The sequence below is a fragment of the Cellulomonas sp. ATA003 genome (assembly GCF_031582905.1).
GTDB lineage: Bacteria > Actinomycetota > Actinomycetes > Actinomycetales > Cellulomonadaceae > Pengzhenrongella.
Map to the genome: position 1 here is coordinate 3,626,604 of NZ_CP133990.1, position 14,430 is coordinate 3,641,033.

General features: G+C 72.4%; 11 protein-coding genes and 1 pseudogene. 8 read left to right on the forward strand and 4 right to left on the reverse strand.

What is annotated here, in order from left to right; genetic code table 11:
- Nucleotides 1–861 precede the first annotated feature (861 nt).
- Nucleotides 862–1,950 (reverse strand): phosphoribosyltransferase family protein, encoded by a 1,089-nt coding sequence (locus REH70_RS17950; protein ID WP_310749436.1) that lies wholly within the window; start codon nucleotides 1,948–1,950, stop codon nucleotides 862–864.
- Nucleotides 1,951–2,259: 309 nt separating this feature from the next.
- Here REH70_RS17950 and REH70_RS17955 point away from each other — a divergent pair, with 309 nt between their 5' ends.
- Nucleotides 2,260–3,333: a glycosyltransferase gene (locus REH70_RS17955; RefSeq protein ID WP_310749438.1), complete on the forward strand. Its 1,074-nt coding sequence runs from the start codon at nucleotides 2,260–2,262 to the stop codon at nucleotides 3,331–3,333.
- Here REH70_RS17955 and REH70_RS17960 read toward each other — a convergent pair.
- Nucleotides 3,299–4,372: a glycosyltransferase gene (locus REH70_RS17960; RefSeq protein ID WP_310749440.1), complete on the reverse strand. Its 1,074-nt coding sequence runs from the start codon at nucleotides 4,370–4,372 to the stop codon at nucleotides 3,299–3,301. The two genes, REH70_RS17955 and REH70_RS17960, sit on opposite strands and share 35 nt — an antisense overlap.
- Nucleotides 4,373–4,802: 430 nt before the next feature.
- Here REH70_RS17960 and REH70_RS17965 point away from each other — a divergent pair, with 430 nt between their 5' ends.
- From REH70_RS17965 to REH70_RS17975, 3 genes are read left to right on the forward strand one after another with little or no spacing between them, the layout of a single operon-like run.
- Entirely contained in the window at nucleotides 4,803–5,117 is a 315-nt protein-coding gene (locus REH70_RS17965) for a hypothetical protein (RefSeq protein WP_310749443.1), read from the forward strand.
- Nucleotides 5,105–6,262 carry a hypothetical protein gene (locus REH70_RS17970; protein ID WP_310749445.1) on the forward strand — a complete coding sequence of 386 codons (1,158 nt, stop codon included), beginning with the start codon at nucleotides 5,105–5,107 and terminating at the stop codon, nucleotides 6,260–6,262. The genes REH70_RS17965 and REH70_RS17970 overlap by 13 nt, the downstream gene beginning before the upstream one ends.
- 17 nt (nucleotides 6,263–6,279) lie before the next feature.
- Nucleotides 6,280–6,756, forward strand: a complete 477-nt coding sequence (locus REH70_RS17975) for a glycosyltransferase (protein ID WP_310749447.1) — start codon at nucleotides 6,280–6,282, stop codon at nucleotides 6,754–6,756.
- A gap of 191 nt (nucleotides 6,757–6,947) precedes the next feature.
- On the opposite strand, the pseudogene REH70_RS17980 reads toward REH70_RS17975, so the two are convergent.
- Nucleotides 6,948–8,998: pseudogene (locus REH70_RS17980) on the reverse strand (acyl-CoA dehydrogenase).
- Between the two features lie 54 nt (nucleotides 8,999–9,052).
- Nucleotides 9,053–9,754: a TetR/AcrR family transcriptional regulator gene (locus REH70_RS17985; protein ID WP_310749449.1), complete on the reverse strand. Its 702-nt coding sequence runs from the start codon at nucleotides 9,752–9,754 to the stop codon at nucleotides 9,053–9,055.
- Nucleotides 9,755–9,924: 170 nt separating this feature from the next.
- Here REH70_RS17985 and REH70_RS17990 point away from each other — a divergent pair, with 170 nt between their 5' ends.
- From REH70_RS17990 to REH70_RS18005, 4 genes are all read left to right on the forward strand, one after another.
- The gene (locus tag REH70_RS17990; protein WP_310749451.1) at nucleotides 9,925–11,256 is read left to right on the forward strand and encodes an acetyl-CoA C-acetyltransferase; all 1,332 of its coding nucleotides are present in this window, start codon (nucleotides 9,925–9,927) and stop codon (nucleotides 11,254–11,256) included.
- Nucleotides 11,253–12,617 carry a 3-oxoacyl-ACP reductase gene (locus REH70_RS17995; protein ID WP_310749453.1) on the forward strand — a complete coding sequence of 455 codons (1,365 nt, stop codon included), beginning with the start codon at nucleotides 11,253–11,255 and terminating at the stop codon, nucleotides 12,615–12,617. The genes REH70_RS17990 and REH70_RS17995 overlap by 4 nt, the downstream gene beginning before the upstream one ends.
- A complete protein-coding gene (locus REH70_RS18000; RefSeq protein WP_310749455.1) occupies nucleotides 12,614–13,501 on the forward strand; it encodes a hypothetical protein in 888 nt (295 codons plus the stop codon). Before REH70_RS17995 ends, REH70_RS18000 begins: the two co-directional genes overlap by 4 nt.
- A 264-nt stretch (nucleotides 13,502–13,765) precedes the next feature.
- Nucleotides 13,766–14,404, forward strand: coding sequence for a pentapeptide repeat-containing protein (locus tag REH70_RS18005; RefSeq protein WP_310749457.1), 639 nt, complete (start codon nucleotides 13,766–13,768; stop codon nucleotides 14,402–14,404).
- Nucleotides 14,405–14,430 lie beyond the last annotated feature (26 nt).

Here is a 14,430-nt window from a genome sequence, read left to right on the forward strand (position 1 = left end):
AGGCCGTCGCCGGAGATGAGCAGGCCCTCGACGTGCACGGTGCCCGTCTGGCCCTTGAGGTACAGCCCGCGCACGGCGTTGCCACCCGCCGCCGACGCGCTCGCCGGGACGTCGACGTGCCCGCCGATGAGGACGACGTTGCGGCCACCGCTGATCTGGAGCCCGCCGTGCACGAACAGCGGCTCGTCCGGCATCTCGATGACGTAGTCGCGCGTGGGGTCCAGCCGCACGTCGCGGCGGGTCGCGGACACCGCGATCGTCGTCGGGTCGGTCAGCTCGGGCGGCGACCAGGTCAGGCGGGGGCGGGTGTCCGGGTGCACCACGGACGCGGAAACTCCGATCACAGCCGAGCCGGTGGGCGTGGCGCCCGCGGACGGCGCTGTGAGCACGGCCGCGGATAGCGCGATCGCCGTCACGACGCGCGAGCGGGCGGTCAAGCGGCTGCGGGCTACGCCATGGGATCGGCGGATCAAGGGCGCGGGAAGAGTCTCGTTTCGCATGTCGTCTCAGGTCTCGTCGAAGTCGGAGACCGGCGGAACTGTGTGCCGGTCCCCGACCCGTTCGACGCCTGCCCGGGGGCGACAAGTGGCAATGGGTAGCGCGGCGCCCAGATTCGCCCGATGGGCGCAACTCGGGTGTGAGGGTCCTCCTGCCGTGCCCGGCGGCGTCCTGAACCGCCCGCGCGCGAGGGTCGTCCCGGGATGGGGAGCACAGTCCTAAGCGTCCCGTTCGGCCGCGGACGAGCCGATTCGGCCGGTTTGCCGAGCGACCGCGCGGGCGGCGCACGAGGCGGCGCGCCGAGGCGCGCCCCGAACTACCGGCCGGGCTGAACCGCGGCCTCGCGCAGCCGGCCAGGACCACTCACCTCGAGCACGCGGTCAGCGAGCGCCGCCATCGGCGCGTCGAGGACGAGGTCGTCCGTGACGAAGCAGGCGACGCGGTCCAGCCCGGCGGCGCGCAGCCGCACGACCTTCTCCCGCGACTCGTTGTTGACGAGAGTGCGCCCCCGCACGGTGCTGCCGTGGACCTCGTCGACCCCGAGCAGCCGCCCCAGGTGCGCGGCGTACACCTCGGGTGCCGCCGTGGTGAGCACGGTCGGGCCGGCCCAGTCCCGCACGAGCGCGACGACGTCGGGCTGCCCGTGCTCGGCCAGCACCCCCGCGCCCAGGTGGCCACCCGGGCCGCCGGCAGGGTCGCGCCCAGCACGCACACGCGACGCTTGAGGTCCTCGTGCCGGGCGAGGTGGGCGCGGCGCAGGACCCCGGTGGCGACGAGCGACGCGAGGGCGACGGCCCGCCGCTCCCGCGCGAGCTCGCGCGTGAGAAAGCGGACGAACGAGGGGAAGGTGTTGATGCCGACGACCGTCCCGTCGAGGTCGGCCGCGAGGACCGCCCCGGGCGCGCGGTCAGGCATCGAAGCTCGAGGGCAGGCGGAGCAGCAGGCGCGGCTGGAGCACGTAGTCGGGGTCATCGGCGGTCGCCGCCAGGTGGTCGCGATCACGGCGGTGCGGACCTCGGCCGTGGGGTTGGCCGCCCGGACGGCCTCCACGACACCACGGATGGTCTGGCCGGAGTCGAGCGTGTCGTCGACCACGAGCACGCGGCTCGCCAGGAGGACCGCGTCGGCGAGCGCCTCGGGCTCGCGGATGCGGCCGGTCGGCACCGGCTCGGGCCCCCGTGCGCGCTCGTCGAGGTAGTAGCGGGCCTCGCGGTACTCGACCTCGACCCACCGTGCGAGGTTGGCCAGCCGCTCGGGGAGCCACGACAGGACACGGGAGGCGTGGCGGCCCTGCTTGAGCAGGGTCCCGGGGCGCTGGCTGCGGACCACGACGAGCCGGCAGCCGCCCAGCTCGTCGGCGATCTCCTCGGCGATCTCCGACCCACCGGTCGCGATGCCGACCACAACATCAGGGGCGAACGCTCGTACCTGGTGGGTCAACTCGGCGCACATCGCGCTGAGGTCACTGCGTCCGACACGCCTCACAATGGGCTTGAGCAACACCACAACTTCCTCCTGATCCGCAGGGCGGGTTGCCCGACTGCTCCCGGCAGCGCGGACCGCCAGGGAGACGCCCGCTGAATCGCAGGTGATCACGCACGGGCAGTTGCGGCGCCAGCCAAGCCTAACCACGGACGGAGCAATGGCCCGTCCCCAAATGGGGTGAACCCGCGCAATCTTCCCCACAGCGTGCCTGCTGCTAGCGTCCGACGCCGTCGCTCGCAGTCGAGCGCTCTCCATCCGAGAGAAGGACCCCTGCGCATGACACGCCTCCACCTTGTCGCGTCCCTCGGGGGGCACCTCGAGCTTCTCCAGGTCGTGGCCCCCGCGCTCGACGGCGTGCAGCGCATCTGGCTGACCAGCGAAGGCGTCGCGGCGACCCGATTGCGGGACCGCGGCGAGCGGGTCGTGACCCTGCCGCGCCTGGACCGCGGCAGCGCCGGGCTGCGGTCTGTCCTCGCCGGTGTGCTGCTCGCGCTGCGCGAGCGCCCCCGGGTGATCGTCACGAGCGGCGCTGGCCTCGCGGTGCCGTTCTGCCTGACCGCCCGGGTGCTGGGCGCACGCATCGTGCACGTCGAGACCATGGCCCGGGTCATGACCGGGAGCAGCACCGGCCGGCTGCTCGCGAAAGTCGCCGACGCGGTCCTGGTCCAATGGGACGAGCTGCGTGCGGTCTACCCGCACGCCGAGGTGTGTCGACCGGCCCTGCTGGAGGGCGCCGGGGCCGTACGCGCGGGCGGCACCGGGACTTTCGTGACCGTCGGGTCGCATGACCAGCCGTTCGACCGGCTGCTCGCCGCGGTCCGTACCGCCGCCGACCACGGCGTCCTGCCGCAGCCGGTCCTGATCCAGCGCGGTGTCGCGCCGGCACCCGGCGGCGCGGTGAAAAGCGTCGACTTCATGCCGCGCGAACAGTTCGAGTCGGCGATGGCGTCCGCGCAAGTGGTCGTCGCGCACGTCGGGGCGGGTGCCGTCGCGTCGTCGATCCGGTCCGGCAAGCGCCCCATCGTCCTCGCCCGGCGCGAGGCGCGGGGCGAGCACGTCGACGACCACCAGGTGCAACTCGCTCGCAAGCTCGACGAGCTGGGCCTCGCGGTGCTCGTGGAGGACCGCATCACCGCCGCCGACGTCGAGGCGGCACGGCAGTTAGGTGCGGCGCCGTCGTGGGATGCACTCCCCGCGTCGCCGACCGGCTGCGCGAGATCGTCGTCGATCTGGTCTCGCAATCGCGATCCTTCCGGATCAGGCGACCGATACGCCACTGACTCGGGCTCGACACATCCAAGCGGGGCGCGCCGAGTCAGTGCTGCAGGACACCTTGCACCACTGACCTGACCCTCGTAGCGAACGCCTCAGCGCTGAACCGGGCAGCATTGGTGACCACAGCCTGTGCGTCGAAAACCGGGAAATCCCGCAGGGCAGCCTCTACCGCGTCCGACGTCGCTTCGTCGATGAATACGCCCGAACGCCCTTCGTCCGTGCTATCCAGGAAGCCCCCGCCCCTCAGAACCGCTACCGGCGTTCCAAATGCGTTGGCTTCGATCGGTGTTAGCCCAAAGTCCTCACGCGCGACACTGACGAGAGCACGAGCATTGGCATACAACCATCGGAGTCGCGCCTCACTGACGATACCCAGCCACCGCACGTTGGGAATGCTCGCGGCGCCAGGAGGGGCAGAACCTACGACAACGAGTTCCTCGCCCGGAATTCGAGCGACGGCGTCGATGACTTGTTGAACGTTCTTGTAGCCGCGGCCTCGAGCGATGCTCAGCCAGAATCCTGGCGCCAGTCCCGGCACAGGCTGTTGTGGCCCACGGGTGTCGACCGAGACGGGCGGATGCACGACCGTGGCCTCGAGCCCGTAGGCGTCTCGGATTCGCTTGGCGACCACAGTGGAGTTGGCCAGGTACGTGTGAGCCCGTTGAGCAGCGGCCTGGTCCCATTGAAGGAGTCGGGAGCGGAGCGGGGCGGTGACCGCTCGTCGCACCGCAGAAGCGTCGTACTCTGCCGACTGGTATAGCCAGCGGGCAGGATTGTGACAGTAAACGACAACCGGCACACCCGGGGTTGCGCGCAGGCCATGGGCCCACCCCGTGCTGCTGGCCAGCACGACGTCGGCATCGTCGACCACGGTACGCTCCCACGCCTTGGCGAGAAACGGCAAGGCAAGGCGGGCGTCGCGGCGGAACGGGGCGACCCGCTGCAAAGGAGAAGTGCGAATCGTGACGCCGCGAAACCCAGTGAAGGTACGTGACGGCTCAAACAGGCTTGTGTGGAGCGGGGAGCCCGGGAACGCCTCGGTGAGGGTAAGGGCAACACGTTCCGCCCCACCACGCTGAGTCAGGTAGTCATGAGCAAGGGCTACTTGCGCCACGCGATCACCCCACCTTGCGCGCCACGAGCGCCCTCGCGCACTACGGCGCCATCTCGGGCCAGCTGACTCATCCCAAACATGAGACGGTCGCACACGGCATCTCGAACGATTGAGGACGGCGTCCTAAGTTTCTCGCGCTTCACCACGGAGTGATGGTAGTACCCAGGCTCGCTGGCACGAGGCTGACACCCGACCGGCCCAACTGTCGAGCCCGGCGATCGTCCAAGCCGCGAGTCATCGATTGCTGTGCACCGCCACGTCAGGGTCACGGTCGTGCCCCACCGCTCGACTGCGCGTCCACACGGACGTGCCCCGCCCCCTCGACGACAGCATCGCAAGGTCGGCGCTGTTCGCCACCACGTTGGCGAGCGGGCAAGATGACGCCTGGGTTGGACCGACCGCGTCGACCCGAGAGTCGAGGAGCTGAGGCGTGAACATCGCAGGTGACGTGGTACCGACCGGCCGGATCGCCCTGCTGGTGGTCAACTACCGCACGCACGACGACGTCTCGGGTCTACTCGCCTCGGTCGAAGTTGTACTCGGCGACGCCGCGGTGCAGGTCGTAATCGTGGACAACAGCGAGGACGACGCGGAGTGGCAAGCCGTGTCGGGGCTTGCCACGTCCACCCAAGGTTCGCAGCTCGAGGTCCGTGTGATCCGTGCAGACGTCAATCGAGGCTACGCAGGGGAAACAATCTTGCGTTCAGCCACATCGATCCGGACGTCGACGTCGTGGCCGTCGTGAATCCCGACTGTCGCTTCGAGCGAGGAAGCCTCGCGGAATTGCGAACCGAAGTGCTGCGACACGGCAGCGCAATCCACGGTGCCCGATTCACATCGATCGATAATCCCGAATCAGGCGTTGTTGCAGTTGACAAGATGACAGGAAAGATCGTATGGGCCGATCGGCATGTGGATCTCGTTGAGACCTGGCGCAAGATCCCATACGTCGCAGGTCATTTCTTCGCAACCACTCGCGCGACGTGGGAGGACATCGGCGGACTGTCCGAGGATTTCTTCCTATTTGCGGAGGAAGCTGATCTAGCAATCCGTAACGGCGTGACGAACTCTAGAGTGGCGGACGCGGTCGAAGTTTCACACTCCCGTGGAGCATCGATGTCAAAGGAGTCGGGTGCGCTCAGGTCCGATGCCGCCCTGTTTCACTCCGCCCGGAGTTCGATGATCCTTTTCCGCAAGCACAAGACACTGCGCCGCCGTCTTCCGATCGTCGCCGTGGCTCGCGTAGCGTGGGCCGGTGCTGTTGCAGCCAAGAGCAGGCCACGGGACGGCCTCACCGTGTTGGCGGGGCAACTGGCTGGGTTGCGCCACCGGGTGGGCACATCCGCGTACGAGCAGTACCGCGGCGACGCGCAAAACGCCCTCGGGCGCGATGCAACCACACGGAAACGTACGTCGGTGCGCCCGCCCGTGGTCCATGTGACGTGGCAACGCCACGCAGGACGAGCGGTGGAGATCGCGCATGCTTTGGGAGGCGAGGCGCTGCACGTGCACCCTTCGGGGTTGTCGCGACGCCCGCTGGTACCCATTCGCTACGCGCTCAGCCTTGCCGCTACCGTCGGGGGTCTTCTCCGACTGCGGCCGCTATCGGTGATAGTCACAAATCCGCCGGTTTTCCCCGGGCTTGCAGTCGCTGCGTACTCCACCCTGGCACGCGCGCCGTTCGTACTCGACAGCCACCCAGGGTCCTTCGGAGTGAAGGGCAACGTCGTCGGTCGCCGGCTGCTCGGCGTGACACGATGGTTGGCGCGTCGCGCGGCGGCTGTGATGGTCACTGTCGATGCGTACGTAGAACTGGTCGAATCCTGGGGGGCACGGGGCCTTGTTGTGCACGAAGCCCCTCCCTGTGGCAGGTCGTCCCGTCGACCGTGACGGCTCCGCGGCGACGCGTGCTGTACGTCGGCGTGTTCGCTGACGATGAGCCCGTTGACGAGGTCGTCGATGCCGCCGCACTACTCCCAGAGGTTGACTTTGCGATTACGGGCGACCTCGCTCGCTGCCCCGCCGCCCTCAGGAACCGCGCACCGGCGAACGTGGAGTTCGTGGGCTTCCTCGGCCCCGACGCGTACGCCGCTGAGTTCGGCCGCGCACACGCGATCATGAGCTTGACCACCGAGCCGACGTCGATCATGCGCTCCGCGTACGAAGCCGTGTATGCCCGCCGTCCGTTGGTGACTTCGGAGTGGCCCTCGCTGCAGCAGGTTTTCCCCTTAGCCCACCACGCGGCGAACGTTGCTCCAGCGCTCGCTGACGCTGTGCGGACGGCCCTACAGGATGACGCCGCTCGACTCGACAAAGCGCTCGCCCTGCAATCCGCGCGGTGGTTCGACCAGCTCACCCGTCTTCAGGCCGCTTTGTCGCGCTGATCAGCCAACGACGGTTGGCTCGAACGGGCCCATTCTCGGCTGCGCAGCAGCGTACGGACTACAGGGCTCGCCCGAGCCCGTGTAGCGGCTGGTCGGGTCGGCGCGACAGGTCCGACGACGCCGGCAGCCCCGTCCCCACGAGGGGACAGGGCTGCTGCTTCGATCTTGCGTGACCGGCGCCTGCAACCGCCTCAGCCGGCCGCCGGCCGGACCGCCTTCTCCGGGACGGCCTCGTTGCCGGACGCCCGCAACCGGCGCCCGTACTCACGCGCCTCGGCCTGACGCTCGCCCTCCACGCCCGACGCGATCGCCGCGCGCACGTGCCCGGGCGCGTACCCGAACGCGTCGACGAGGTCCTGGGCGTGCGGGCGCAGCCGGGTGAGCAGTCGGTCGATGTACGACGTCACCGTGCGCGCCCGGCCCGCGGACAGCCGGCCGTTGATGAGGTACCACGCGAGGTTGCGCTCCACGACGACGAGGCCGAACAGGTCCCGCAGCCACGTCATGACTTGCTTGGTGCCCGGGTCCTCGACCTTCTCCAGGCCCGCGGTGAACGCCTCCCACTGGAGCAGGTCGGCGTGCGCGCGGGCGCACTCGAGCAGCGCGTGCTGGTGGGTGTTGAACAGGCGGGTCGCCTCGGCGCGGGACGCCTTGGCCGCCGGCCGCAGCGCGGTCGCGACCTCGGCGACCATCGTCTCCATCCGGTCGGTGAGCAGCTCGCGCTGGGTCTCGGTGTCCTGCAGCTTGCCCGCCGAGCGGCGCCGGTCGCCGCCGTCGGCCAAGGTCTGGATCACCCGCACGAGCGGGGTCCGGTAGAGGGCGGCGTCGGCGGCGCGCTCGGCGACCATGCGCGCGACCCCGCCGGCGTCGATGTCCTTGAACCCTCGCGAGAAGTCGCCGAGCAGGCGCTTGGCGACGAGCTGGAGCAGCACGGTGTTGTCGCCCTCGAACGTCGCGTAGACGTCGAGGTCGGCGCGCAGGCCGACGAGCCGGTTCTCGGCGAGGAAGCCGGCGCCGCCGCATGCCTCGCGCGCGGTCTGCAGCGTGGTCAGCGCGTGCCACGTGGACGTCGGCTTGAGCGCGGCGGCGATCGTCTCGAGGTCCTGACGGTCCTCGTCGGTGTCCGACTCGCCGGAGAAGACGGCGTCGAACTTCTCCAGCAGCCGCTCGTGCGCGAACGCCTGCGCGTAGGTCTGCGCCAGCAGCGGCAGCAGGCGGCGCTGGTGCTCGGCGTAGTCGAGGAGCACGACCTCCTCGGTCGCGTGCTCGCCGGCGAACTGGCGGCGCTGGTTGCCATAGGTGATCGCGATGATGAGCGCGAGCTTGCTCGTGTTGACCGCGGCGCCGTCGAGCGAGACGCGCCCCTGCACGAGGGTGCCGAGCATCGTGAAGAAGCGGCGCCCGGGGCTGGCGATCGGCGAGGTGTAGGTGCCGTCCGGGGCGACCGCGCCGTACCGGTTGAGCAGGTCGGTGCGCGGCACCCGGACGTGCGTGAAGTGCAGGCGCCCGTTGTCGATGCCGTTGAGCCCGCCCTTGAGGCCGTCGTCCTCGCCGCCGATGCCGGGCAGGAACTCCCCGTCGCCGGGTCGCGCAGCGGCACGTAGAAGGCGTGCACCCCGTGGTTCACGCCGCGGGTGACGAGCTGGGCGAACACGACGGCGGCGGTCCCGTGCACCGCCGCGTTGCCGAGGTAGTCCTTCCAGGCGCCGCGGAACGGCGTGTGCAGGTCGAAGGTCTCGGTCGCGGGGTCGTAGGTCGCGGTGGTGCCGATGCTCGCGACGTCCGAGCCGTGGCCGGTCTCGGTCATCGCGAACGCACCGGGGACGTCGACGGACATCGCCCCGGGCAGGAACCGCTCGTGGTGGTCGGCGGTGCCCAGGTGCAGGATCGCCGAGGCGAACAGCCCCCACTGCACGCCCGCCTTGATCTGCAGCGACGGGTCGGCGACGACGGTCTCCTCGAACCGGGCGAGGCTGCCGCCGTGGTCGTCGGCGCCGCCGAGCGCCGTCGGGAATGCGCGCAGCACGTCTCCCTCGCGGCCCAGGATGCGCAGCTGCTCGAGCACGGTCTCGCGGTGCTCGGCCATGGTCTGGCCCTCGACGCGGTGCAGCCGCGGGTCGAGCAGGAAGCCGCGGGCGTGGCGGCGGATGTCGGCCCACCGGCCGAGCAGGACGTCCTCGAGCGCGGCGACGTCGACCGCCGGCTCGACGGTGGTGGGCTTGCGGTCGGTCGTCGTGCTCATCGTGACTCCTGTGTCGGCGAACAGCGGTACGGGGACAGGGGGACGTGGTCCGGGCTACGTGCCGCGGCCGCGGGCGAGGACGCCGACCGGGCCGGCCCACAACCAGGCGGCGACCTGGGCGGTGAGGACCTCGCGGGGCACGGCGGCCGGCGTGCCCTGGCTGCGCAGCCAGCGCTCCCCCGCACCGCGCACGAACCCGACGGCGCCCGCGGCCCACGTCTCGGCGAGCTCGCGGTCCTCCGGGGTCGGCTCGGACCCGGCGTCGGTCAGGGCGCGGGCGAACGGGGCGGCGACCAGCTCGGTGACGGCGTCGAGGAAGTGGCCGAGCGGTGACGACGGCTCGAGGGACCCTTCGCGGGTGACGAAGAAGTACACCCGGGGCGAGGACTCGATCATCTCCAGGTACACCCCGACCATGGCGCGCAGACCGTCCCGCGGGGTCGCGGCGGCGGCCAGCGCCTCCGCGAGCGCGTCCCGGATCTGGGTGACGACGGCCTCGGCGACCGCACGCTGCAGCCCGGTCTTGTCGGTGAAGTACCGGTAGACGATCGACTTCGAGGTGCCGGCCGCGGCGGCGATCTCCTCCATGGACACGTCCGCCCCGCGCTGGTGCACGCACTTGCGCGCGACCCGGACGAGCTCGGCCCGCCGCGCCTCGCGGTGGTCGGCCCAGCGCGCCGACCGGCCGTCGGTGACGTCGCCGGGCAACGGGATCGGCGGGGCCGTCGTCGACGACCCCGGGGTGACATGGCTCACGAGACCGACGGTATCAGGTACTGTCAGTCGCGGACACCGGCTCCGCCGTGCCCGTACGCCCGCACGAGCCACACACCTGCCACACCCGCCCGCAGCCGACGACGCCCCCAGGGCACCGGTCCGCGTGCGCCGGCGATCGACGACCTGACCCACCTGCGAGAGGACCTGCCATGACGGCGACCCCCACCCCGCACGACCCGACCGCCGCCGGGCCCGGCGCACCGCGCCGCGCCGTCGTCGTGGGCGGGAACCGGATCCCATTCGCCCGTTCGGGTGGCCCGTACGTCCGCTCGTCGAACGCGGACATGCTCACCGCCGCGCTCGACGGGCTGGTCGCGCGGTTCGCGCTGGCCGGCGAGCAGGTCGGCGAGGTCGCCGCCGGCGCCGTCCTCAAGCACTCGCGGGACTTCAACCTCACCCGCGAGGCGGTGCTGGGGTCGGCGCTCGCCCCGACCACACCCGCGTACGACGTGCAGATGGCGTGCGCGACCGGGATGGAGACCGTCGTCGGGCTCGCGAACAAGATCCGCCTCGGGCAGATCGAGTCCGGCATCGCCGGAGGCGTCGACTCGACGTCGGACGCGCCGATCGCCGTGAGCGACCCGCTGCGCCGCGCGCTGCTCGACCTGTCCCGCGCGCGGACGACGCCCCAGAAGCTCGCGGCACTGGCGACGATCCGCCCCGCGCACCTGGCGCCGTCGGCCCCGACGACCGGCGAGCCGCGCACGGGCCTGTCCATGGGCGAGCACCAGGCGCTGACCACCGCCGCGTGGCGGATCACCCGCGAGGCGCAGGACGAGCTGGCCGCCGCGAGCCACCACCACCTCGCCGCCGCCTACGAGCGCGGGTTCTTCGACGACCTCATGACGCCGTACCGCGGCCTCACCCGGGACGCGAACCTGCGCCCGGACACGTCGGTCGAGAAGCTGGCCAAGCTCAAGCCGGTGTTCGGGAAGTCGCTGGACACCCCGGCCACGATGACCGCGGGCAACTCCACGCCGCTGTCCGACGGCGCCTCGACCGTCCTGCTCGCGAGCGACGCGTGGGCCGCGGAGCGCGGGCTGCCGGTGCTCGCGAGCGTCGTCGACGCCGAGGCGGCCGCCGTGGACTTCGTGCACGGGCAGGAGGGCCTGCTCATGGCCGGCGCCTACGCCGTGCCGCGCCTGCTCGCCCGCAACGGGCTGACCCTGCAGGACTTCGACCTCGTCGAGATCCACGAGGCGTTCGCCGCGACCGTGCTGTCCAACCTCGCGGCCTGGGAGGACGAGCGGTTCTGCGCTGACCGGCTCGGGCTGGACGCGCCGCTCGGGTCGATCGACCGGGCCCGGCTCAACGTCGTCGGATCGTCCGTCGCCGCCGGGCACCCGTTCGCCGCGACCGGCGGCCGCATCGTCGCGACCCTTGCGAAGCTGCTCGCCGAGAAGGGCCCTGGCAGCCGCGGTCTCATCTCCGTCTGCGCTGCCGGTGGGCAGGGCGTCGCCATGATCCTGGAGGCAGCGTGACCGACACGTACCTGACCCTCGTCAACACCGGGGTCACGAAGGCGCTCGCCAAGAAGCTCGGCCTGCCGCGGCCCGCGCCGCTGCGCCGGTACCGCGCCGGGGACCCGGTCGCGCCCGGGCCGGTGCTCGTCCTGCACGACGCCGCCTCGACCGCCGACGCCGACGTCGTCGCCGAGACCCTCGTCGGGTGGGACCTGGACGTGCGCCGGCACGCCGCGTCGGCCGACCGGTACGGCGCCGTCGTGCTCGTGCTCACCGGCGCGACGCACCCCGACGACCTCTCCGCGCCGGTGCTCGAGGCGGCCGGGACGCTGCGCGGGCTCGCGCCCGCGGGGCGGGTCGTGACGCTGTCGCGTCCGGCGTCGGACGGGGATGCTCCCGCGGTCGCCGCCGCCCGGCAGGGGGTCGACGGGCTGCTGCGCTCGCTCGCCAAGGAGCTGCGCGGCGGTGCGACCGGCAACGGGATCGTCGTCGCCGACGGCGTGGGCGTGGACGCGCCCTCGGCGATCGGGGCGCTGCGGTTCTTCCTGTCCAGCCGGTCCGCGTTCGTCGACGGGCAGCTGCTCGGGGTCGACTCGGCCGCCGGGGCGCTGCCGGGTGACTGGGACGCGCCGCTGGCCGGCCGGGTCGCCGTCGTGACCGGGGCGGCGCGCGGGATCGGCGCGTCGATCGTGGCGACTCTCGCCCGCGACGGCGCGACCGTGGTCGCCGTCGACGTCCCGGCCGCGGGCGAGGGGCTCGCGCGGGTCGCGAACTCCGTGCGCGGGTCGGCGCTCCAGCTCGACATCACCGCGCCGGACGCCGCGGAGCGCATCCTCGAGCACACGCTCGCGCGGCACGGGCGGCTGGACGTCGTCGTGCACAACGCGGGCATCACGCGCGACAAGCTGCTCGCCAACATGAAGCCGGACCGCTGGGACTCCGTGCTCGCGGTCAACATCGCGGCGCAGCTGCGGATGAACGAGGCCCTGCTCGCCGCCCGGGAGGTCCGGCCGGGCGTACTCGACGACGCCCCGCGCATCGTCTCGCTCGCCTCGACCAGCGGCATCGCCGGCAACCGCGGCCAGACGAACTACGCGGCGTCCAAGGGCGGCGTCATCGGCATGGTGCGCGCGACCGCTCCCCTGCTGGCCGACGGCGGCGGCACGGCCAACGCCGTCGCCCCCGGCTTCATCGAGACCGAGATGACCGCCCGGATCCCCGCCGTGACGCGCCAGGTGGCCCGGCGGCTCAACTCGCTGCAGCAGGGTGGCCTGCCGGTGGACGTCGCTGAGGCCGTCGCGTTCCTCGCGGCCCCGCAGGCGGGCGGCGTCGTCGGGCGCACGCTGCGGGTGTGCGGGCAGAACATGGTCGGCGCGTGACCACGCCCGCGTCGCGTGAGCGCGTCGAGCTGCCGGCGACGCCGGGGCTTGGCGGCCTGTACGTGCGCGGGGTCGGCGCGTCGGTGCGGCTCGCGGCGCGGTCCCGGCTCGGCCGGCCGGGGCGGCCCGCCCTGCCGGACGTCGAGTACGCCGTCCGGGACGTCGTCGCGGACGCCGAGCACCTCAGCGCGTACCAGCACGGGCTCGGCGAGACGGCGTCGGACGCGCTGCCCGCGGGGTTCGTGCACGTGCTGGCGTTCCCGGTCGCGACCGCGCTGATGGTCCGGCCGGACTTCCCGCTGCCGCTGGCCGGGATGGTGCACCTGGCCAACCGGGTCACCCAGGAGCGTGCGCTGCGCCTCGGGGAGCGGCTGGACGTCCGGGCGCACGCCCGCGACCTGCGGGCGCACCGGTCCGGGACGCAGGTGGACCTGGTCACCGAGGTGACCGCAGCCGGGTCCGACGACGTCGTGTGGCGCGGGGTGTCGACGTACCTCGCCAAGGGCGTCCGGCTGCCGGCCGACGACGGCGGCTCCTCCCCCGCCGCTGCCTCCACTTCTGCCGGCGCCTCGGCCGCGGACGGCGCCTCCGCCGCGGACGTCGCCGGTGGGCGGCGTCCCGCCGGGGCGGACTTCGTCCCGCCGACGCCGACCGGCCGGTGGGTGCTGCCGGCCGACACCGGGCGCCGCTACGCCGCCGTCTCGGGCGACCGCAACCCGATCCACCTCTCGGCGCTGACCGCGCGCCCCTCGGGTTCCCGCGGGCGATCGCGCACGGGATGTACACCGCGTCCCGGGCGCTCGCGGCGGTCGGTCCGGCGCGCGGCGGGGCGTTCACCTGGACCGTCGAGTTCGCCAAGCCGGTGCTGCTGCCCGGCACGGTGACGGTCCGGGTGGCGCCCCGCGACGACGGACCCGGCTTCGCGTACACGGGCTGGGACGCGCGGTCGTCCACCCTCCACCTGACGGGGGCGGTCGTCCCCCGCTGACCCTGGACTGCGCGGAGCGGCACAGCGGGGCGTGGCAGGATGCCCGCCCGATGGCGGCCCGCGGCGGCGGCGATCCGTGTCGGTGTGCACCCCTGGCACGCCGGCACGGTTCACCGTCTCCGCGGGCGTCGTCGTGGGTGGGGGCTGGCAGGCTGGTCGCATGAAGCGACCGATCGGGGACGTCCGGCTGCCCGAGCTCGAGCCGTGGTCCGGTGAGCTGGCCGACGACGTCGTCCTGGACGGCGTCGAGCTGCGCGGCCTGGACCTGTCCGGGCAGGGCGCGACCGACGTCCGGCTGCTGGAGTCGGCCCTCACCGACTGCGTGCTCGACGACGTCACGCTCGACCACGCGCGGGTCGGCGACTGCGTGCTCACCGACGTCCGGTCGCACACCCTCACCGCGCGCGACTCGGTGTGGCGGGACGTCGCGCTCACCGGGTGCCGCCTCGGCGCCGTCGCGCTGTCCGGCGCAGAGCTCCAGCGGGTGCGGGTGACCGGCGGCAAGATCGACTACCTCAACCTGCGCGAGGCGCGTCTGACCGACGTCGTGCTCGAGGGGTGCGTGGTCGGCGAGCTCGACCTCATCGCCGCGACCGCGACGCGGGTGACGCTCACCGACTGCCGCGTCGAGCGGCTCGACGTCACCCGGGCGACCCTCACGGGGGTGGACCTGCGCGGGGCCGACCTGTCCGCGCTCGACGGGCTCGCGCACCTGCGCGGCGCGGTCATCAGCGGGGAGCAGCTGCTCAGGCTGGGGCCCGCGCTCGCGGCGCACCTGGGGATCGACGTCGTCGGGTGAGGTCGTCGGGCAAGGCCGGCGTGGTG

What these genes read in the sequence shown, in the direction of transcription:
- REH70_RS17950 (WP_310749436.1), bottom strand. Translation starts at nt 1,950, where the DNA reads ATGTGCGCCGAGTTGACCCACCAGGTACGAGCGTTCGCCCCTGATGTT.
- REH70_RS18005 (WP_310749457.1), top strand. Translation starts at nt 13,766, where the DNA reads ATGAAGCGACCGATCGGGGACGTCCGGCTGCCCGAGCTCGAGCCGTGG.
- REH70_RS17990 (WP_310749451.1), top strand. Translation starts at nt 9,925, where the DNA reads ATGACGGCGACCCCCACCCCGCACGACCCGACCGCCGCCGGGCCCGGC.
- REH70_RS17955 (WP_310749438.1), top strand. Translation starts at nt 2,260, where the DNA reads ATGACACGCCTCCACCTTGTCGCGTCCCTCGGGGGGCACCTCGAGCTT.